This is a genomic window from Streptomyces sp. NPDC048481 (assembly GCF_043200075.1).
Classification (GTDB): Bacteria; Actinomycetota; Actinomycetes; order Streptomycetales; family Streptomycetaceae; genus Streptomyces.
Genome location: NZ_JBICXC010000013.1, coordinates 50,183 through 69,829, shown reverse-complemented (window position 1 = coordinate 69,829; position 19,647 = coordinate 50,183). Strand labels below are relative to the sequence as shown.

At 72.0% G+C, this 19,647-nt stretch carries 18 protein-coding genes; 10 read left to right on the top strand and 8 right to left on the bottom strand.

What is annotated here, in order from left to right:
- Nucleotides 1–84: 84 nt before the first annotated feature.
- Both ACGFSH_RS30270 and ACGFSH_RS30265 read right to left on the bottom strand, forming a co-directional pair.
- Nucleotides 85–747: a response regulator gene (locus tag ACGFSH_RS30270; protein WP_393354020.1), complete on the bottom strand. Its 663-nt coding sequence runs from the start codon at nucleotides 745–747 to the stop codon at nucleotides 85–87.
- Nucleotides 741–1,853, bottom strand: coding sequence for a sensor histidine kinase (locus ACGFSH_RS30265; protein ID WP_393354018.1), 1,113 nt, complete (start codon nucleotides 1,851–1,853; stop codon nucleotides 741–743). Before ACGFSH_RS30265 ends, ACGFSH_RS30270 begins: the two co-directional genes overlap by 7 nt.
- A 386-nt stretch (nucleotides 1,854–2,239) precedes the next feature.
- Here ACGFSH_RS30265 and ACGFSH_RS30260 point away from each other — a divergent pair, with 386 nt between their 5' ends.
- Together ACGFSH_RS30260 and leuE are read left to right on the top strand one after the other, a co-directional pair.
- Complete coding sequence (locus ACGFSH_RS30260; protein WP_393354016.1) at nucleotides 2,240–3,328, top strand: hypothetical protein; 1,089 nt, start codon at nucleotides 2,240–2,242, stop codon at nucleotides 3,326–3,328.
- Between the two features lie 190 nt (nucleotides 3,329–3,518).
- Nucleotides 3,519–4,172, top strand: a complete 654-nt coding sequence (leuE, locus tag ACGFSH_RS30255; protein ID WP_393354014.1) for a leucine efflux protein LeuE — start codon at nucleotides 3,519–3,521, stop codon at nucleotides 4,170–4,172.
- Between the two features lie 153 nt (nucleotides 4,173–4,325).
- Here the strand turns inward: leuE and ACGFSH_RS30250 are convergent, their stop codons facing one another.
- The 3 genes from ACGFSH_RS30250 to ACGFSH_RS30240 all read right to left on the bottom strand — a co-directional run bounded on the left by ACGFSH_RS30250 (nucleotide 4,326) and on the right by ACGFSH_RS30240 (nucleotide 8,751).
- Nucleotides 4,326–6,050, bottom strand: a complete 1,725-nt coding sequence (locus ACGFSH_RS30250) for an acyl-CoA dehydrogenase family protein (RefSeq protein ID WP_393354012.1) — start codon at nucleotides 6,048–6,050, stop codon at nucleotides 4,326–4,328.
- Nucleotides 6,051–6,166: 116 nt separating this feature from the next.
- Nucleotides 6,167–6,727: a PadR family transcriptional regulator gene (locus tag ACGFSH_RS30245; protein WP_393354010.1), complete on the bottom strand. Its 561-nt coding sequence runs from the start codon at nucleotides 6,725–6,727 to the stop codon at nucleotides 6,167–6,169.
- Nucleotides 6,728–6,885: 158 nt separating this feature from the next.
- Nucleotides 6,886–8,751 carry a ricin-type beta-trefoil lectin domain protein gene (locus ACGFSH_RS30240; RefSeq protein ID WP_393354008.1) on the bottom strand — a complete coding sequence of 622 codons (1,866 nt, stop codon included), beginning with the start codon at nucleotides 8,749–8,751 and terminating at the stop codon, nucleotides 6,886–6,888.
- A 116-nt stretch (nucleotides 8,752–8,867) separates the two neighbouring features.
- On the opposite strand from ACGFSH_RS30240, the gene ACGFSH_RS30235 reads away from it, so the two are divergent.
- Nucleotides 8,868–11,876 carry a glycoside hydrolase family 3 N-terminal domain-containing protein gene (locus ACGFSH_RS30235; RefSeq protein WP_393354006.1) on the top strand — a complete coding sequence of 1,003 codons (3,009 nt, stop codon included), beginning with the start codon at nucleotides 8,868–8,870 and terminating at the stop codon, nucleotides 11,874–11,876.
- Between the two features lie 25 nt (nucleotides 11,877–11,901).
- Here ACGFSH_RS30235 and ACGFSH_RS30230 read toward each other — a convergent pair whose 3' ends face one another.
- A complete protein-coding gene (locus tag ACGFSH_RS30230) occupies nucleotides 11,902–12,738 on the bottom strand; it encodes an SGNH/GDSL hydrolase family protein (protein WP_393354004.1) in 837 nt (278 codons plus the stop codon).
- Nucleotides 12,739–12,888: 150 nt separating this feature from the next.
- A complete protein-coding gene (locus tag ACGFSH_RS30225; protein ID WP_393354002.1) occupies nucleotides 12,889–13,311 on the bottom strand; it encodes a hypothetical protein in 423 nt (140 codons plus the stop codon).
- A gap of 185 nt (nucleotides 13,312–13,496) precedes the next feature.
- Between ACGFSH_RS30225 and ACGFSH_RS30220 the strand changes: the two genes are divergently transcribed.
- The 3 genes from ACGFSH_RS30220 (at nucleotide 13,497) to ACGFSH_RS30210 (ending at nucleotide 16,411) form a co-directional block, all read left to right on the top strand.
- Nucleotides 13,497–14,147: a hypothetical protein gene (locus tag ACGFSH_RS30220; RefSeq protein ID WP_393354000.1), complete on the top strand. Its 651-nt coding sequence runs from the start codon at nucleotides 13,497–13,499 to the stop codon at nucleotides 14,145–14,147.
- 133 nt (nucleotides 14,148–14,280) lie between these two features.
- Complete coding sequence (locus ACGFSH_RS30215; protein ID WP_393353999.1) at nucleotides 14,281–15,873, top strand: DUF4157 domain-containing protein; 1,593 nt, start codon at nucleotides 14,281–14,283, stop codon at nucleotides 15,871–15,873.
- Nucleotides 15,874–15,928: 55 nt separating this feature from the next.
- Entirely contained in the window at nucleotides 15,929–16,411 is a 483-nt protein-coding gene (locus tag ACGFSH_RS30210; RefSeq protein ID WP_393353997.1) for a hypothetical protein, read from the top strand.
- Nucleotides 16,412–16,693: 282 nt separating this feature from the next.
- Here the strand turns inward: ACGFSH_RS30210 and ACGFSH_RS30205 are convergent, their stop codons facing one another.
- The gene (locus ACGFSH_RS30205) at nucleotides 16,694–17,512 is read right to left on the bottom strand and encodes an SAM-dependent methyltransferase (RefSeq protein WP_393353995.1); all 819 of its coding nucleotides are present in this window, start codon (nucleotides 17,510–17,512) and stop codon (nucleotides 16,694–16,696) included.
- Between the two features lie 392 nt (nucleotides 17,513–17,904).
- On the opposite strand from ACGFSH_RS30205, the gene ACGFSH_RS30200 reads away from it, so the two are divergent.
- The 4 genes from ACGFSH_RS30200 to ACGFSH_RS30185 all read left to right on the top strand — a co-directional run bounded on the left by ACGFSH_RS30200 (nucleotide 17,905) and on the right by ACGFSH_RS30185 (nucleotide 19,634).
- Nucleotides 17,905–18,315 (top strand): hypothetical protein, encoded by a 411-nt coding sequence (locus tag ACGFSH_RS30200; RefSeq protein WP_393353993.1) that lies wholly within the window; start codon nucleotides 17,905–17,907, stop codon nucleotides 18,313–18,315.
- A gap of 19 nt (nucleotides 18,316–18,334) precedes the next feature.
- Nucleotides 18,335–18,499, top strand: a complete 165-nt coding sequence (locus ACGFSH_RS30195) for a hypothetical protein (RefSeq protein WP_393353991.1) — start codon at nucleotides 18,335–18,337, stop codon at nucleotides 18,497–18,499.
- 174 nt (nucleotides 18,500–18,673) lie between these two features.
- A complete protein-coding gene (locus ACGFSH_RS30190) occupies nucleotides 18,674–19,111 on the top strand; it encodes a VOC family protein (protein WP_393353989.1) in 438 nt (145 codons plus the stop codon).
- Between the two features lie 211 nt (nucleotides 19,112–19,322).
- Nucleotides 19,323–19,634 (top strand): putative quinol monooxygenase, encoded by a 312-nt coding sequence (locus ACGFSH_RS30185; protein ID WP_393353987.1) that lies wholly within the window; start codon nucleotides 19,323–19,325, stop codon nucleotides 19,632–19,634.
- Nucleotides 19,635–19,647: the final 13 nt, after the last annotated feature.

The window sequence follows — 19,647 nt, the reverse complement described above, 5'->3', positions numbered from 1 at the left end:
CTCGCGCGTGGGCTTTCGCCTCTCACTCCCGAGAGCCAGGGCGCGTGCCGGGCGTCGCCCGGCAGACGGGGCTCGAAACACGCCCTATGAGCCTCCCGGTACGACGAGACCGGACTCGTAGGCGAACACGACCGCCTGCGCGCGGTCGCGCAGGCCGAGTTTGGTGAGGACGTGGCTCACATGCGTTTTGACGGTGTGTTCGGTGACGTGCAGGGCCCGCGCCGTCTCGGCGTTGGACAGGCCGCGGGCGACGAGCCGCAGCGTCTCGGCCTCGCGGGCGGTGAGCTGCCGCAGCCGGGCCGCGAGGGCGGGCGCGACACCGTGGCCCGGCCGCCTGACCAGGTCCTCCACCAGCCGGCGGGTGACCGCGGGGGCGAGCAGCGAGTCGCCCTCCGCCACCACCCGTACGGCTCGGGCGAGTTCGTCCCGCCGGATGTCCTTCAGCAGGAAACCGGAGGCGCCCGCGCGCAACGCGTCGTAGACGTACTCGTCGAGATCGAACATGGTGAGCACCAGCACCCGGGAGGGCAGCGCCGAGCAGATCCTTCGGGTGGCCTCGATGCCGTTCATGGTGGGCATGCGCACGTCCATCACCACGACGTCGGGCCGTAGTCCGTGTGCCGCCCGGACCGCGGCCGCGCCGTCGCCCGCCTCGCCGACCACGGTCATGTCGTCCTGAGCGTCCAGGATCGCGGCGAACGCCGCCCGGAAGAGGTCCTGGTCGTCGGCGACGAGCACGCTCAGCACGCCGCTGTGTCCACGGGGAGGCGCGCGAGGACGGTGAACCCACCGGGTCCCGGCCCGGTGCGCACGCTGCCGCCGCACGTCGTCGCGCGCTCCCGCATCCCGACGAGGCCCAGACCACCCGGCCGCGGTGGGCCGCCCCGCCCGTCGTCGGCGATCTCGATCTCCAGGTCGCCGCCCCAGCGCACCCGCACGGACACGCTGCTCGCGCCGGCGTGCTTGCGGACGTTCGTCAGCGCCTCCTGGACGATCCGGTACGCGGCGACGCCGACCTCGGCCGGCACCTCGCGCGGCGCGCCTTCCACGGTCAGCCGCACGGGAAGTCCGCAGGCGCCTACCAGGTCCGCCAGCGCGGCAAGACCGGGCTGGACCGCGGCGGGCGGCACACCCGCCGCCAGGTCGGCCCGATCGTCCCTCAGCACGCCGAGCAGCGCCCGCAGTTGGGACAGGGTGGCCCGTCCCGTGTCGGCGATGCGGTCGAAGGCCTCGGTCCGCGCGTCCTCGCGGTCCGCCGCGTCCGCGCCCCGCCGCCCCGCGAAGGGGCCGGCCTCCGCCTGGACGACCATCAGACCGACCGAGTGCGTCACGATGTCGTGCATGTCGCGGGCGATGCGGGCGCGTTCCCGCAGCACCGCCGAAGCCCGCTCCTGTTCCAGGCGCCGGGCGCGCTCGGAGTGCTCCGCGGCCTGCGCACGCCGGGCGTGTTCGGCGGCGCCCAGCGCGAACGCGGCGAGGAAAGCCGTCCCCATGAGCGGATAGACGTCGGCGTTCTCCCGCGGCAGCACCAACGAGAGCCAGACGGCGGCCACCGTGACCGGCAGCGACACCAGCCGGACCAGAGGGCGGCTCAGCGCGGCCACCGTGTAGACGCCCACCAGCGGCCCCCACGGCAGCAGCAACGGTTTCTGCCACAGCACCAGCACGGACATCGCCGCCCCGACGACCAGGGTCACCGCCACCGGCGCCCGCCGCCGCCACAGCACGGGAACGGAGGCGGACAGCGCCAGCAGCACCAGCCACCAGGGCCCCGGCGACAGCAGCACGGGGACGGCCGTGGCCGCCACCACGGCGGAGGCCACCAGCGCGTCGACGGTCCGGGGGCTTCGCATGCCGTCCAGTGTCCTGGCCGGCGAGCCCGCCCGCCTCACTCGCGAGAGTGAGAAGCGTCCTCCGTCAGTACGGCAGGAGTCGCCCCGACGGCGTCCTGCGGTCGATGTCGTCCTTCGAGGGCGCGGAGGGCCGACGTGTCACACGGACATGAATCCTGGACTGACGATTCATGGCGTCCTCCTGATGTCGTACGTCGGCTACGGAGTACATGCCCCGCAGTCGCCCCCTCCACCCCCCGACCGCGCACCCGGCGCGTGTCGAGCCCTCCTCGTGAACGGGTGGCACATCCGGTGAACAGGTGGCATTCCCGCCATTCACGCCGCCGGCGGTGACCAGCGGGGCCGTTCCGCCCTCTTCAGTAGGGGACCGACCTACGGGGGGAACGATGAACTGGTCCAGGACCGTGGCCGTCGCGGCGGCCGGGCTCGTGCTGTGCGGGTGCGCCACGACGGCGGGCAAGGGAGGGGCGAGGCCGAGCACCGGCGCCTCCGCGCACTCCGCGTCCGTCACGTCGGACAGGCCGGGCACGGCCGACACCAAGCCCTATCTCATCCTCAACGGGCAGACCGACGCCCGTCCCGGGGAACTCGTCCACATGATGCTCTACAACGTCAGCCGGGCGCAGGGCGGCGACGCGGTGAGCGCCCGGTCGCCCGCGTTGACCGCGCCCGTGCGGCTGCGCTGGGAGGACGGCCACTACTGGGCCGTGGGCACCCGCAGGACGACGGTCGGACCCGGCTGGTATCCGCTCACGGTCACCGTCCACGGCCGCACCGTGTCCAGCGACCGCATCCAGGTCGTCCCCTCCCGGCGGCCCTCCTTCACCCTGCCCGCGTCGCGCAACGACGTGACCCGTCCCGGCGAACCGGTGTGGCTGGAGTTCGACGACCTGTACCCCGGTGAGCGGGGAGCCGGCTTCACCGTGCGCTCCGCCGCCCTGCCCGCCCCCGTGCGCCTGGTCCACGACGAGTACCGCGACTTCTACAACCCCCGGCTCTTCTCCGCACGGCCGGGACTCAAGCCCGGACTCGCGGACGGCACGTACACCTTCGTGCTGTACGGACCGCACGGCCGCCGCATCGCCGCGCAGCGCCTGAAGGTCCGGGCGTCCAAGCCCGGCGACGGCGACTACCGGGGGAAGGCGCACGACCTCGGCTTCTACGACCCGGGCCGGGGCTATTCGGCGGCCGGGCACACGTTCCGGGCCGGCGTCGGGCGCCGGGTCGCCGTCATGTGGCACGACCGGTACCCGGACCCGGGTGAGGAGACGAGGCTGACCGCCACCTCACCGGCGTTCACCGGGGTGCTCCGCCTGGGCCGCGACGACAGCAAGGGCGCCGACGGCGACGACCCGCGCTTCTTCGGCACGGCCACCGTGCGCTCCGACCTCATGCCCGGCCGCTACCCCGTGACGGTCGTCGCCCACCACGGCCGCGTGAAGAAGACCGCGTACCTGACGGTGACGGCGCGGTAGGGCCGCGCCGCCGCACGAGAGCGGAGAGACGCACGGCAGGGGAGAGGGGGAGGAGGAAGGAAGGAGGAAGGAGGAGTAGCGGGGAGGAAAGGGGCGATCAGAGGGCTCGCCGCTTGGCTCGACGGGACGGCCGGGCCTCGGCGGGATGCCCGGGGACGCGGCGCCTCGCCCTCGTGCGACACTCGCTGCCATGTTTGGCGTCATCGACCTCCCCACGTATCTCGCAGGCCTCGTCCTGATCGTCCTGCTGCCCGGTCCGAACTCGCTCTATGTGCTGTCCGTCGCCGCCCGGCGGGGCGTCCGTACCGGTTACGCGGCCGCGGCCGGCGTGTGGTGCGGGGACGCGGTGCTGATGACGCTTTCGGCCGCCGGAGTGGCGTCCCTTCTCCAGGCGAACGCCGTGCTCTTCGGGATCGTGAAGTACGCCGGCGCCGGATATCTGACCTGGCTGGCCGTCGGGATGCTCAGGGCCGCGCACGCGATGTGGCGGTCCCGGCGCGAGCCGGCCGCGCGCGCCGCCGAGCCCGAGGCGGCGGTGGCCGGGGAGCGGCCGTTCCGGCGCGCCCTGGTGATCAGCCTGTTCAACCCGAAGGCGATCCTGTTCTTCGTCGCGTTCTTCGTGCAGTTCGTCGACCCCGGGTACGCCTACCCGGCCGTCTCCTTCGTGGTGCTGGGCACGTTCGCCCAGCTCGCGAGCTTCCTCTATCTGACGGCGCTGATCTTCAGCGGGACCCGGCTCGCGGCGGCCTTCCGCCGCCGCAAGCGCCTCAGCGCGGGCGCCACGACCGCCGCCGGCGCCCTCTTCCTCGGCTTCGCCGTCAAGCTCACGCTCGCGAGCGCCTGAGCGGGCCGGGCGCCGGCCCCCGGCGGCAGCCCCTGCGCACGCACAGGGGCTGCCGGCCACCGGGACGGTGAGGTCGTCGGGACGGTGCGGTCGTCGCGGAGGCGGCGACAGCGAGGGAGGCCGTGCGGACGGTCCCGCCCCACTCCTGCCGGGTCAGGGCATCATCTCGTAAGCCCCGGAGAGGGCCTCGACGCGCTGCCAGACGCGCTCCGAGCGGGCCGCGTCGACGACGGGACGCCGTACCGCGCCGAGCGCCCACCGCTGCTGCTCCGCGGTGGCGGAGTCCTTGCCGTGCAGCTCGACGGCGTGGGCGGAGAAGTCGCGCACGAGGACGGCGAACAGTTCGTCGAGCACGTCCTCGTCGAGGCCGGCGAGGGCTGCCTGCTCCAGGACCAGCTGCGCGTGGACGACGAGCGCGAAGAGCTGCCCGACGGCGAGGAGCAGGTCGAGGTCCTGGGACTGCTCCTTGTCGGGAGCGGCGGTGAGCACGAACTCGCAGAGCGCGTCGGCCTGCTCCCGGAACCGGGCCACGTTGGCCAGGCGCGCGTACGCGTCGAACGCGGGCCGCCAGTCGTGGAAGCGGACCGAGCCGAGGCCGCGGGCCGGGCCCTGGCGGAAGAGGAAGGCGTCGTCGGCCGCTTCGAGACGGGTCGGCACGGGCTCGTAGGCGGCCGGGTCGAGGAGGTGGTTGCGCAGGAACTTGAGGATCAGGGCCAGGTTGACGTGGACGGTGCCCTCCAGCTTCGGCAGGCCGCGGATCTCGACGGCGGCCTGGGCGAAGTAGTTGTCCTTCTCGAATCCCTTGGCGGCGACGACGTCCCACATCAGGTCGACGACCTTCTCGCCCTCGGTGGTCACCTTCATCTTCGTCATGGGGTTGAAGAGGAGGTAGCGGCGGTCGTCGGGGCCCGCGGTGCGGAAGTAGTCGACGGCGCGGTCGCTGAACAGCTTCATGCCGACGAGCCGCACGTAGGCGTCGGTCAGCTCCCGCCGCACATGTGGGAAGGCGGTGACGGGCCGGCCGTAGAGGATGCGGTTCTGGGCGTGGGTGACGGCCTCGTACATCGCGTGCTCGCAGATGCCGATCGAGGCGGTGCACAGGTTGAACTTGCCCACGTTGACCGTGTTGAGCGCGGCGTCGAACGCGGCGCGGCCGGTGTGCAGGACGTCCTCCGGCGTCACCGGGTAGTCCTCCAGGCGGAACTCGCTGACGTACTTCGACGAGTCCACGACGTTCTTGACCAGGTGGTACTCGGGGCGGCGGCTGTCGGCGGCGAAGAAGACGTAGCCGTCGGGACCCTCGACGTCGGTGCGGCGGCCGAAGACCGACACGAGCCCGGCGGCGTTGCCGTTGCCGATGTAGTACTTGGAACCGGTGGCCCGGAAGCCGCCCGCGCCGTCGGGCTCCAGGAGCATGTCGGTGGAGTAGATGTCCGCGCCGTGGGCCTTCTCGGACAGTCCGAAGGCGAACACCTCGCCCTGGGCGAGCAGTTCCGCGGCGCGGGCACGGGCGGCCGCGTTGTCGCTCTGCCAGACGGGACCGAGGCCGAGGATGGTGACCTGCCAGGCGTACCAGTAGTCCAGGCCGTAGAAGCCGAGTATCTCGTTGAGGGCGGCTATGCGCGCGGTGTCCCACCGCTTGTCGCCCTCGCCCTCGCCGGCTGCGGACGAGGGAGTGAGGAACGTCGCGAAAAGGCCTTCCTTGGCGGCGAAGGCGAGGAAGTCGCCGAGCCAGGCGCGGGACCGGTAGTCCTCGATCAGTTGCCGCTTGCCCCGCTCCTCGAACCAGTCGACGGTGGCGCGCAACAGCCTGCGGGTCTCCGGGTCGAAGTGCGCGGGGTCGTACGTCCGCGGGTTGAAGAGCAGCGAGTCGGCCATGAGTGCCGCCTTTCGGCTGAGGGAGGGGTGAGGGTCGGGGTGTCGGCGCGGAGCGGCCACGGCTGCCGCGGAGCCACGGGTGGGGGTGCGGGTGCGGGCACGGGGACTTCGGCCGGTCAGCGCTCGGCTTCGAAGCCGGAGAGCGTGGCGCGGACGTCGTCGAGCCAGGCGATCATCATCCGCTCGTAGGCGATGCCGCCCCGCAGCACGACGTGCTGGAGCTCCCGCTCGGCGTCGAGCCGGCCGTCGCCGGACGCGGGCTCCCCGAAATCGCGGTTCTCGCCCGCGAGGTAGTGGGCCAGGCGGTCGGCGTGGGCCTGCCGGTGCCGCTCGACCTCGCCGATCAGGGCGGCCGGATCGTCGAAGGCGGCGCCGCGCACCTTCACCGCCAGGTCGTGCCGCACGCTCTCGGGCTCGGTCGCTTCCCGGAGCCAGGCGGAGAGGGCGTCCCGCCCCGGCCCGGCGACGGAGTACTCCTTCTTGTCGGGGCGCCCGTACTGCGGGACGTCCCGGACGTCGACCCAGCCGTCGCTCTCCATGCGTTTGAGCACGCGGTAGATCTGCTGGTGGGTCGCGGTCCAGAAATACCCGATGGACCGCTCGAAGCGCCGGGCCAGCTCGTAGCCGGAGCCCGGCTTCTCCAGCAGGGAGACGAGGATCGCGTGCTCGAGCGCCATGCCCACGATTTTGCTATGCACCTCGTTGCATAGCAACGCCGACGTCATGAGACACGGCTCACCCGGTGACCGTGACCCGGTTCATCACCGGACGCGCGCCCGCCCGCTCGCATGCGGGCGGGCACGCGCCCTCACAGGCGGGGGCACGCCCCGCACCGCTACCCCAGCCGCCACTTCTGGTTGGCGGCGCCGGTGCACGACCAGATCTGCGCCCGTGCCCCGTTCGCCGAGGAGTTGTCGGTGACGTCCAGGCACTTGTTCGCGGCCGGGTTCACGACGTCGCCGGTCGAGGCGTTGTACGCCCACTGCTGGGCGCCCGTGCCGTTGCAGTCGTACAGCTGGGTCTTCGTGCCGTCCGCGGTCGCGCCCGAGGTCACGTCGAGGCACTTGCCGAGCGCGCGGACCGTGCCGTCGGAGGCGGCCGTCCACTGCTGGGCCGGGGACCCGTTGCAGTCGTAGAGCTGGACCGCCGTGCCGTTCGCGCTCGAACCGCCCGCCACGTCGAGGCACTTGCCCGCGAGCCCGACGAAGGCTCCCGAGGCCGCGCCGCCGCCGGACTGCGTGCCCGACCAGGTGAACGTGGCCGACGTGCGGCCCGGCAGGGAGTACGTCGCGTGCTGCCCGCCCCAGCCGATCGTCACCGTCCTCGCCGTCGCGGCGTCGTTGTAGGCGATCAGCGCCTTCGATCCGTCGGGGTTGCGCCACGCCACGTTGGGCACGGCGGACGAGGCCGTCGACGCGATGCGCTGCGCGCCCGGCCGGACGAACTTGGTGAGGTGGCCCATCGTGTAGTACTCGACGGTGTAGTCCACGCCCGCGCCCGCCCCGTCGCCGTTGTGCACGGTGATCAGGCCGGTGCAGGTGCCGCACCCTCCGTTGTGCGGGCCCATGTTCTGGTCGACCGCCAGCGACCACTTGGTCACCGACTTCGCCCAGTTGCGGGTGTAGTCGACTATGTCGTGCATGTCCTGGCGCTGCTGGTCGGCGATCCACGTGCCGCCGGAGTGCTCGGTGCCGAACGCGTCCAGGCCGGGGTACCGGTCGTGCACCGAGGTCTGCTTGCCGACGTCGCCGCCGTACCCGTGCCAGGCGATGCCGCCGAAGTTGGGGTGGTCGCGGATCGCCGGGTCGTCGACGCTCTGCGCCGCGTAGGAGTCGTAGACGTCCCAGTTCCAGTCGTGCGCGAGGACCTTGGCCGACAGGCCGGCCGCCCGGAGCTTGGGCAGCAGTTCGCTCTTCAGGAAGTACGCAAGCCCGCTCGCGTTCCAGCTCATCGAGGGGTATCCCGAGCAGCACGTCGGTTCGTTCTGCGCGGTCACGTAGGAGACGTCGACGCCCTGACTCCGGTACGCCTGGAGGTACTTCACGAAGTACGAGGCGTAGGCGCCGTAGTCCTCCGCCTTCAGCCAGCCGCCGTTGAGCGAGCCGCTGTCCTTCATCCAGGCCGGGGCCGTCCACGGCGAGGCCATGACCGTCAGGGACGGGTTGAGCTGACGGGCCTGTTTCGTCAGCGGCACCACGTCCGCCAGGTCGTGTGCGATCGAGAAGCGGTCGAGGTTCGGATCGCTCTGTCCGGCGGGGACGTCGTCGTAGGTGTAGCCGTAGCGGGCCAGGTCGGAGGCGCCCATCGGGTTGCGCAGGAACGACAGCCCGATCCCGTCCGTCGGCGAGAACAGCTTGCGCATCGTCGCGTCGCGGGTCGCCGCCGAGAGGGCGCCGCTGCTGTTCATCAGCCAGGCCGCGGTGTCCGTGAAGGACGCGCCGCCGCCGGTGAAGGTCTGGTACCGGGTGTTCTCGTCGACGGTGATGTTCTCGCCGGCGCCTCCGGCACCGGACTGGAACGCGAACGGCGCCTGCTGTTGAAGGCCGCGGACCACATGGCGTCCGGCGGAGTCGTCGGTGGTGGTGAGCCAGGCGGTGACCTGCTCGCCGGCCGCGTGCGCGGACGGCGCGGCGGCGGTCAGGCCGGCCGTGGCGAGGAGTCCGGCCAGCAGGAGCCGGACCGTGCGGGGGGTTCTCCTCATGTGATGTCGCCCTTCCCGAGATGTCTGACGTGACGTCTTGACGGGTGTGCGGGCCGTTAGTTAACTCACGGCGTGATCTAAGTGTTGAGTGAACCATGAGAGCCCAGGGAAGGTCCATGCCGAGAACCGCTCTGCTCCTCTCCGCCGTCCTGCTCCTCGCCGTGGTGTCGCCGACGGCCTCCCGCGCCGCCGACGACCCCCTCCCGGTGCCCGTCGACCGCTTCGAGGGCGAGGTGCCCTTCGCCTCCCAGCCGGCCGAGGGCATCTTCACCTGGGGCGGCGACAGCGACGATCCGCCCACTCTGCGACTCACCGCCCGCGCCGACGCCCCGGAGGGCGAGAAGGTGCTCACCGGCGCCTACGACATCAGCGGCTACGGCGGCTTCACCCACGACTTCGCCGCCGGCCTGCCCGCCCACGACTGGTCCGCCCACCGGGGCGTCCGCTTCTGGTGGGAGGGCCGGGGCACCGGCAAGAAGGTGCCCTTCGAGATCAAGGACGGCGGCGCGAACGGCGAGGCCTCCGAACTGTGGACCACAACCTTCACCGACGACTTCACCGGCTGGAAACAGATCGAACTCCCCTTCGCCGACTTCGTCTACCGCACGGACTACCAGCCCGTCGGCGGCATCGACCACATCCTCGGGCTCACCGACATGTGGGGGTACGCCGTCACGCTCCCCGCCGGCGACGCGGGCACCTTCGCCATGGACGACGTCGAGCTGTACGGCCGGGCCGACCAGGCGCTGCGCGCGAGCGTCACGACCGATGCCGCCGTCTACCCGGTACGGGAGGGCGGCACGGCCACCGTCTCGGTCACCGTCGCCACCACCGCCTCCGCCCCCCTCGACGAACCGGTCACCGTCGCCTACGCGACCACCGGCGGCACCGCCCGGCCGGGCGGGGACTACACACCGGTCAGCGGCACGTTCACCTTCCCGGCCGGCACGCCCTCGGGCACGACGCGGACCGTCGAGGTCCGCACCCTGCGCGACAAGTCCGCCGAACCCGCCGAGACGGTTCCGCTCGCCCTCACGGTCACCGGCGCCAGGGCCCCGGCGGAGACGCCCGAGATCGTCGTCGACGCCCACGGACTGCCGTACCTGAACGCCGCGTTGCCCGTGCGCAAGCGGGTGGCGGACCTGCTCTCCCGCATGTCCCTGAGGGAGAAGGCCGGGCAGATGACCCAGGCCGAGCGCGCCGCGGTGGGGGAGGGGGCCGACGTCACCGCCCAGGGGCTGGGCTCCCTGCTCTCCGGCGGCGGCTCGACGCCCACGCCCAACACCCCCGAGGCCTGGGCGCGGATGATCGACCGCTTCCAACTGCGCACGCGGGCAACGAGGTTGCAGATCCCGCTGATCTACGGCGTCGACGCCGTGCACGGCCACAACAACCTGGTCGGCGCCACGATCATGCCCCACAACATCGGCATCGGGGCCACCCGCGACCCGCAACTCGCGCAGCAGACAGGGGCTGTGACGGCCAGTGAGGTCCGTGCCACCGGCGTTCCCTGGGACTTCGCCCCCTGCCTGTGCGTCTCCGGCGACGAACGCTGGGGACGCGCCTACGAGTCCTTCGGAGAGGACCCGGCCCTCGTCCAGTCCATGGAAACCGTCGTGCAGGGCCTCCAGGGCCGCGCCGACGGACGGGACCTCAAGAACGACGACAAGGTCCTCGCCACGGCCAAGCACTTCGTCGGCGACGGCGGCACCGCCTACGGCTCGTCCACGACCGGCTCCTACACCATCGACCAGGGCGTCACCCAGGTCACCCGCCGGCAGCTGGAAGCCGTCCACCTGGCGCCGTTCCGGACCGCCGTCGACCGCGGCGTCGGCACCGTCATGCCGTCCTACTCCTCGCTCGACGTCCTCGGCGACGGCCAGGGCCCGGTGAAGATGCACGCCCGCGCCGACATGATCAACGGCGTGCTCAAGGGGCGCATGGGCTTCGGCGGGTTCGTCATCAGCGACTGGAACGCCATCGACCAACTCCCCGGCGACTACCCCGCCCGCGTCCGCGCGGCGGTCGTCGCGGGCGTCGACATGATGATGACGCCGTACGGCTACAAGGACTTCACCGCCACCCTGATCGACGAGGTGAACGCCGGCCGGATCAGCACGGGACGCGTCGACGACGCCGTGTCGCGGATCCTCACCCAGAAGTTCCGACTGGGCCTGTTCGAGCACCCGTACGCGCAGACCCGCAACGCATCGAAGATCGGCGGCGCCGCCCACCGCGCCGTCGCCCGGCAGGCGGCCGCCGCCTCGCAGGTGCTGCTGAAGAACAGCGGCGGCCTGCTCCCGCTGAGGAAGTCGCAGAAGGTCTACGTCGCGGGATCCGACGCCGACGACCTCGGCAACCAGACGGGCGGCTGGACCGTCACCTGGCAGGGTGCGTCCGGCACGCACACCCGGGGCACGACCATCCTCGACGCGATGCGCAAGGACGGCGACGTCACGTACTCCAAAGACGCCTCCGCGCCCACGGCGGGCTATGACGTCGGCGTGGTCGTCGTCGGCGAGACCCCGTACGCGGAAGGCGTCGGGGACGTCGGCAACGGCCACTCCCTCCAGTTGTCGGCCGCCGACCGGGCGGCCGTCGACACGGTCTGCGCGGCCATGAAGTGCGCGGTGCTGATCGTCTCCGGACGTCCGCAGCTGATCGGCGACCGCCTCGGCGCGATCGACGCCCTGGTGGCGTCATGGCTGCCGGGCACCGAGGGCGACGGCGTCGCCGACGTGCTCTACGGGAAGCGGCCCTTCACCGGCCGGCTCCCCGTCACCTGGCCCAGGTCCGAGGCCCAGCTGCCGATCAACGTGGGGGACGCGGCGTACGACCCGCAGTTCCCCTACGGCTGGGGCCTGACGACGCCGGCCAAGTCGCCCGGCGGCGGCGCGGCCACCCTCCGCGCGCTGGCGGTCGCGGCCGCGGCGGCCGAACGGGCCGGGGCCGACGGGGCGGGCCGCGCGCTCGTGGACAGGGCCCGGCTGATCGTCCAGCACAAGGTGGGCGCGCATCTCACGGCGGCGGTCTCGAAGCCGTTCGCCGACGCCGACCACCTCTCGCTCACCGGACGGTACGGGGCGGCCCTGCGCAAACTCGGCGAGGCCTACCGGGCGGCCTGACGAGCCGTCGGCCGGACGGCTGCGGTCACGGGGCGATGGGGGAGGCATCGCCCGCCGCGGGCCGTTCGGCCGCCTCGCCGGACAACGCCGGGAACACCGGCAGCAGTTGAGGACGCTTCGCGGTCCGGCCGTCACCGGACGACCGTCCGCGCACTCGCCTCGCCAGCCACGGACCGAGGAAGGTGGCCGCCCAGCGCAGTTCCTCCACGGCCGCGCGCGGGCCCGACAGGGCGGCCTCGGCGGCCGGTTCCAGCGGACCGGACCAGGAGTCGTCGCTGCCCGGAAGCGCGAGAGCGTAGGCGACGGCGGCGGCGATCCGCTCGTGACCGAGGGGGCTGGCATGGAGCCGGTCCGGACTCCACAGGCGGGGGTCGGTGATGACCGCGTGGCCCGCGCACTCGGCGACGGCCACGCCGTGCCGCCCCGCGGCCTCGCGTACGCGCTGGTTGAGGGCGACCAGGCGGGAGCCCAGGGGGCGGCCGAGCGCCGGCAGCCGGGTGGGGAAGGTGAGCGTCGCGACGCGGGCCCCCTGCGCCGTGAGCGCGGCGAACATGGCCTCGAGATGAGCGGCCACCTCGTCCGCGTCGAACCGCGGCCGCAGCACGTCGTTGACCCCCGCGACGACGGTGGCCACGTCCGGCCGCAGGGAGAGCGCCGGCGTGAGCTGATCGTCCCGCACCTGGGCGGCACGCTTGCCGCGCACCGCCAGGTTCGCGTACCGCAGGCCGGGACTGTGCGCCGCCAAATGCTCGGCGAGGCGGTCCGCCCATCCTCGTAGACCCACGACGTCGTCACCGTCGCCCAGGCCCTCGGTCTGACTGTCTCCGAGGGCGACGAACCGCAGATAGGGGCCACCGTCCACGACACACCCCTCCCTTCCCATGGGTAACACTTCCGGCAGCCATTGTGCTGGCTTCTGGCAACAGAAGCCAGCCCGTCGAGGCCGAAGTGGCCGCGAACACCCGCGCCGCCCCCGACCACCCCCTGTCCCGCCGCGCCTCCATCGCGCTGATCACCCGCTTCCGGGCGAGCAGCCGGGCCCGCTTGAGTCGCGCGTCGGCCAGCAGCAGTGGCACGCCAGAAGCCGGAGCCGGGCCCGCCACGGGCCGGCCAGCAGCTCCAGCGCGGCCGTCACCTCGGCCGCCCGCAGGTCCTCCGGATGCGCGGGCGCGTGGCCGCCCCGCTCCAGCGCTTCGGCTACGTCGGCGCTGTGGGACGCCACCAACGCCCGCTCGGCCAGCGCCGAAGCCGTGCTCTCCTGGAGGCCCTGCCAGTACCCTCGCCCGGCCCGGCCGGCCGCGGTCTCCACCCGGGCCGCCTCGGGCGACCCCGCCGGAGCCGGCGCGGCGATCCGCTCCTTGAGCCGGGCCGCCCGCGCGCTGGGCCCGGGGTACGTCCATTCGTCGGCCCGCAGGCACAGTTCCAGACAGGACACGAGGAGTCCGAGATCGTCGGGGGGCGGCGTATCTCTCGCGCGTCATTCGTCCCGCCCCGCCGATCGTGGAGCCACGCTCCGAGCCACTCGAACCCCCTGGTCAAGGCGTGGCCGCGACCGGTCCGGGCGCCGAGGGGGGATTGCGGCCTCACGGATTGTCAGTGCCGTCGGACACAATGACGATCATGAGTCACAACATTGCCTACTCCACCGCGGACAAGGCGGACGTCCTGGCGTTCCTCGGCTGCAACGGCGAGTTGAGCGCGGACCGGACGAGCCGCCTGGAGTCGATGCGCCGGGCCGCGCGGGCAGCCCAGGACGACCTCGAACACCAGGGCGTCGACTGGGGACTGCCCGTTCCGGACGCCCTCGAGCACCTCGTCGCCGGGCACACCGACTCCGACGCGCCGTGCGCGGGCAACGCCTACCACTGCGCCGCACAGCTGATCATCGACCACAACGCGTCCGACCCGATGCACCTGGGCACGTACTCGAAGCCCTCGACGTTCTTCGGCCTGGTCGACGACGAGATGCGGCGCCTCGGCGTCCCCGCCGACCTGCTGCCCCACGGCTTCCTCTACGGCGGACTGCCCGCCGGCTTCCCGTACCTACCGCACCCGACCGACGGGTATCCCGCCATCGGCCACCTGCCCCTCGCCAAGGCCAAGCCCGCCGCCGAGGCCTATCGCGCCGTCCTGGACCGCATGGACGAAGGCCTTCGGTACGACGTGGAGGAGCTGATCGAAAAGCTCGAGGACGAGCACAAGGAATGGGAGTACGCCACGGAGAACGTCGGCTGGTACACCCAGGACACGCTGTTCTTCGCGCTCACCTGACCGCCGGCCCCGCGGGCGGGCGCGATCCCGTCACGCGGTGCCCTCAAGTCTGCCCGCACGGCCCTGGTACGCGTGGCGCGGGGACGGAAGCGTGGTGGGGACTGTGCACGGCCGAGGTTGAGGGAGAGCAGCGATGCGGGCGCGGGAGCAGGACACGCAGGCCCAGGGTCCGCAGCAGGGGCGGGACCGGCGTCCGGCGACGGCCCGCCCGGCCCTCGCCCACACCGCCGCGGCGCTGGGCCGCATCGCAGGCATGTCACCCGCCGCCCTCACCGTCCTCCAGCGCACGGTCGGCAACGAGGCGCTGGCCCAGCTCGTCGCCGACGAACGGCATGAACACGGGCCGGGCTGCGCTCACCCGGGCGCCACGGCGGTCCAGCGCGCCCCCGAGGTCGACTCGGTGCTGCGCAGCGGGGGCCGTCCGATGGACGCGCCCCTGCGGCAGGAGATGGAGGCCCGCCTCGGGGCCGACTTCGGCGACGTCCGTCTGCACGACGACAGCGCCGCCCGCCGCTCGGCCGCCCAGCTCGGAGCCCGGGCCTACACCTCCGGCAGTCACGTGGTCATCGGCGCGGGCGGCGCCGACAAGCACACCCTGGCCCATGAGCTGACGCACGTCATCCAGCAGCGCAGCGGCCCGGTGGCGGGCACCGATACCGGTGACGGCCTGCGGGTGAGCGACCCCGCAGACGCCTTCGAACGGGCCGCCGAGGCCAACGCCGCCCGGGTGATGTCGGGACCCGTCCCCGTGCAGCGCAGTGCCGGCGCCGAGGGCACGACGGCGTCCGCGCCCGAACAGGCGCGCGGAGGCGAGGGTGCGGGTCGGCGACGGCAGGTCCAGCGCGTCGTCCACAACACGAACACCGTTCCCCAGGGCCCGTTCATCCACCCCGTCGTGGACGCGGCGGGCCGGACGACGTCCATCGAGATGATCAGCGACGGTTCCCTGGTCGGTTCGCCCCCGGCCGCCGACCCCACCGGATACCCCTACATCCGCCAGCTCGGTCTGACGAACTTCTGGATCCGTTTCCACCTCATCAACATGCAGGCCGGGGGCCCCGGAACGGCGAACAACCTGGTGCCCGCGTCCAAACGCGACAACAGCCGTTACGAGGCCGGCGTCGAGAGTGTGCTGAAGAGGGAGCTGAACGCCGTGGCGGCCGCGAACGCCGTTCTGGCGGCGAACGCTCCACGCCACTACGTCTACTTCGGTGTCGACGTGGACTATGCGACGGCCAACGCGCAGACCCATACGTATCAGCAGGGCTTCGCGCCCTACTTCGTCCGCTCGCTCACGATCAACTTCAAGCGGTACGACCCCACGACCGGGGCCTGGCAGATCCTGGCCGCAGGCACCCCCTTCGCCTTCACGGACCCTCAGCCCACCTACGTCGGCACGGCGACGGCCGCCGCGAGCATGACCCTCCCGCTACTCGTCCAGGTCACCGCGAACCGCAACTGGGACACGGAAGACGTCGCCTTCCTCCAGTCGATCGGCGCGGGTGGCGCCCGCAGCGGGGAGTACCAGCAACTGGTGGACCAGGCCGGCGCCCTGGGAGCCACGGAGTCCGTGATCCACACGTTCTCGCAGATGCCGTTCCGGCCGGCCCGGCAGGGCGGACGCGGCCAGCAGCGTGGCGCCGTCACCTTCGCCGAGCGCATCGACAACGACACGCAGCTGGCCACGCTGGCCAATCTGATCGCCACCGGCAGAATCACCACCTGACGGGCCGCCGCCCGCACACCGGGGGCGGCGGCAATCACGAGGAACGGAGCCTTCGTTGGCGAGTCTGTGGCGGGTGCGCGTCACGCACCTGAGCGACGACACCGTCGAGCTGACCCTGTCGGCCATCCATCCGGACGCCGGGGAGCCCTCCGCGTCCGCCGCCTTCGCGATGCGGCTGCTCGCCGACACCGACCCCGAACGGCTGGACCGCGAGGCCGGGCCCGGATCCTACTGGGACCCGGTCGCCCTCGCCGCGTACGCGGACCGGGTGATCGCGGAGGTCTCCGTGACGTCCCGGCACCGGATGCCCTTCGACGAGAACGCGGCCCGAGAGGCCATCGAGGCCGAACTGCGCGCCGGCGGCCTCGATCCCGCCGACACCGACGCCTGGCAGACCGCCTTCATGGCGGCCTGGGGCGCACTGTGGCAGGACCCCGACCGGGTCCCCTCAGCAGTGCTGGAGATCCGCCTGACCGACCGGACCTGGTTGTCGGACCTCACCCTCGAGCAGGAGTGGGACACGGCGGCGTACGGCTGAAAAGCCCGGAAATCGCGGCGTCACGCACATCCGTTCGCCGGCCGAGGGCGCTGTCGCTGCGCTGAGCGGGAGCGGGATCGGCCACTCCCGTAGGTTGCGGCGCGGTGGCAGAGCGGCCCATTGCGTCGCCGTGGGCGAGGTTCTCCCACGGGGCTTGGCGCAGACGGAGCGGACCTGCTCCCACCCGCCCGCGGGCCCGAATGCCGCCGGCACCCGGCAACCGTCCGGCGACGATCACCACCGGGCGATCGCCACCGGTCGATCACCGCCCCGGCGTCGCTTCTAGGCCTTCCTGGCCAGGCCGGCGGCGATGAGGTGTTCCCAGACCGTCAGCTCCCGCTTCTCTCCGCTGTTCCACGGGTTGTCGGTCTCGTCGGGACGCCACAGGGACGCGGGGACGATCCCGGGGTCGAGGATCTCCAGGCCGTCCAGCAGCGAGGCGATCTCCTCGTCGGTGCGCCACCGGCCACGCCCGAACGTCTGCTGGAGGACCTTCTCGGCCTCCGCGGTCTCCGGGTTGTTGCCCGAGCGGAAGTGGCTGACGAAGAAGTAGCTCCCGGAGGGGACCTGGCCGCGCCAGTAGCGGACGATGCCCGCCGGGTCCTCGTCGTCGTTGACGTGGTGGAGGATGGCGCTGAGGATGACGGCGACGGGCTGGTCGAAGTCTATGAGCTCCTGCGTGTCCGGGTGGGTGCGGACGCCCTCGGGGTCGCGCACGTCGACGGCGACGACGCGTGTCCGGTCGTTGTTCTCCAGCAGCGCGCGTCCGTGGACCAGTACCTGGAGGTCGGTGTCGACATAGACGACCTTGGACTCGGGAGCATGCCGCTGCGCGACCTGGTGGACGTTGTCCGCGGTCGGGAGGCCGCTGCCGAGGTCGATGAACTGTCGGACGCCCGTGGTCTTCGCGATGTCCCGGACCGCCCGGGTCAGGGCCGCGCGGTTGGCGAAGGCGATGGCCACCGAGCCGGGCAGGTCGCGCTTGAACACGTCACCGATCTCACGGTCCACGGCATAGTTGTCCTTGCCGCCGAGCAGATAGTCGTAGACGCGGGCGATGCTGGGCTTGGTCGGGTCGATGGAGGAGCCTTCGTACGTCATGCTGGCCATTCTTCCCGCAACGCCGCCCGCGCACCCTCGTTTTGCGGTCCTTCAGCACCCGCCAGGGCGGCGACCCACCGGTGTCCGGAGAGATCCGCATGTCTCGGGGAGCCCCCGCCCGCTGCACCGCCGTTCGTGTCGGGCCCAAGCAGGGCGGCGAAGGCAGCGCTTGAGTGAGTGTCAGGTCCATCATGCCTGTTCGGAGGCCGTTTCGGTAGGACACAGCGCACGTCCGTCGGCCCTTGTGACGACTGGTGGCGCGCGTCAGACTCGTCGTCATCCACTCCCCGGCCACCGTGCCGACAGCCGTTCCCGCGGCTGCCGGCACGTTCGCCGTGCTGTCTCGCCGTGTGACGTGCACGGCCCGGGGGTGGTCCGACGAAGGGGGACCGATGGATCAGGACATGGTCGTGCCGGCGAGAGTGAAGCTGCTGAGCGCCGACCGGCGGGTGGTGCGCGGTGCCGAGGGACTGTGGATCTACCGTCTTCTCACACAGGTCGAGCCGGAGACGTACGGATCGAAGCTGGTGTACGTCCTGGTGGAGACAAGCGCGTCACCCCTGCTCCGCGAGTTGCCCGAGCAGCGGGCGGCACTGCTGGACGAGGCCCTGGAGGTGGCGAGATCCCTCGACACGTCGAACCCCTACCGGGCGAAGATGCTGGCGAGGGCTTTGGCGGCCAGGAGTCGGCAGACCACGGAGGACCACTCGCCGCAGCCGCAGCCGGCCGAGGAGCGCAGGCAGCAGGCGGCCCTCGTGGAGGAGCCCGACGAACGAGGGGTGCGGGACGTGGTGAGTGGCTGACCGAGATGAGGACCGGAACATGAGCGAAAGTGTGCGCAAGGCCGGCGGACTCGTCCCGGTCCAGCAGCACCGGTTCGGCATGAGCGACGAAGGAGGGCCGACCGGACCGGGTCCGGAAGCCGAGCACAACGGTGTGCTGAGCGGAACAGACGCGTACGGCGCGGCGGTACGCAGCGGTCACTGACTCGGAAGCCCGCCCGTCTGCACGCAGGCCTCCGACGGCCGGCGGGCAGACGGGCGCCAGGGGAATTCTTTCGGAGTTCGTCGGTCCGCGGATGTCGAGACCGCGCCACCGGCTCCGTCCCAGGGGCACCAGCGGCCCTCACCGGCCGGAACGAGGAAGAAGGAGTGACCGGTCATGGCCATTCAGCGGATGGACAACGTCGGCATCGTCGTCGAGGAGATGGAGGACGCCATCGCGTTCTTCGTGGAACTCGGCATGGAAGTGGAGGGCAGGGGCGAGGTCGAGGGCCGCTTCGCAGACCAGTGCACCGGACTCGACGGCGTCCACTGCGACATCGCGATGCTTCGGACCCCCGACGGCCACAGCCGACTCGAACTCGCGAAGTACCGCAGCCCCGCCGCGAGCGCCGGCCCCCGCGATCAACCTCACAACATCGTGGGCACGCACCGTGTGATGTTCGCCGTCGACGACATCGAGGACACCGTCGCCCGGCTGCGTCCCCACGGCGCCGAACTCCTGGGCGAGATCGCCCGGTTCGAGGACATCTTCCTTCTCTGCTACGTCCGGGGCCCGGAGGGGATCATCGTCGGGCTGGCCGAGCAACTGCGCTAGTCCGGCGGCCGGATAACCGGCCTCCCGGACGACCGCCGGCGCGGGCCGGTTTCCGTGCGCGTGTACTGGTGTCCGCGAGCCGGCGGACCCCTTCACCCCGCACTGCCGGGGCGGATCATGAAGTGGGGTGGCCGAATCCAGCCGCCCCTGCTCCTCCGCGCCCTTGCGAGGACCACCCCACAATGACCCATCAGCTGGACAGGAGACACACATGGGCAAGATCGGCCACTACGTGAAGTTCCGCACGAGGGAAGGACAGCGTGACGCGTTGGTCGAGATCCTCCTGCACGCCGCGGAACTCGCCCATGACGCGGCAGGCTGCGAGCTGTACATCGTCAACACCACCCCTGACGCCGAGGACGTCGTGTGGGTCACCGAGATCTGGTCCGACGCGGCCGCCCACGCGGCCTCCCTGTCCGCGCCCGGAACCAAGGAACTCATCGGCCAGGCCCTGCCCCTGCTGGCAGGACCACCCGAGCGGATCGACCTCCACCCCGCCGGAGGAATCGGCCCGCGCACCTGAATACCCGGGCAAG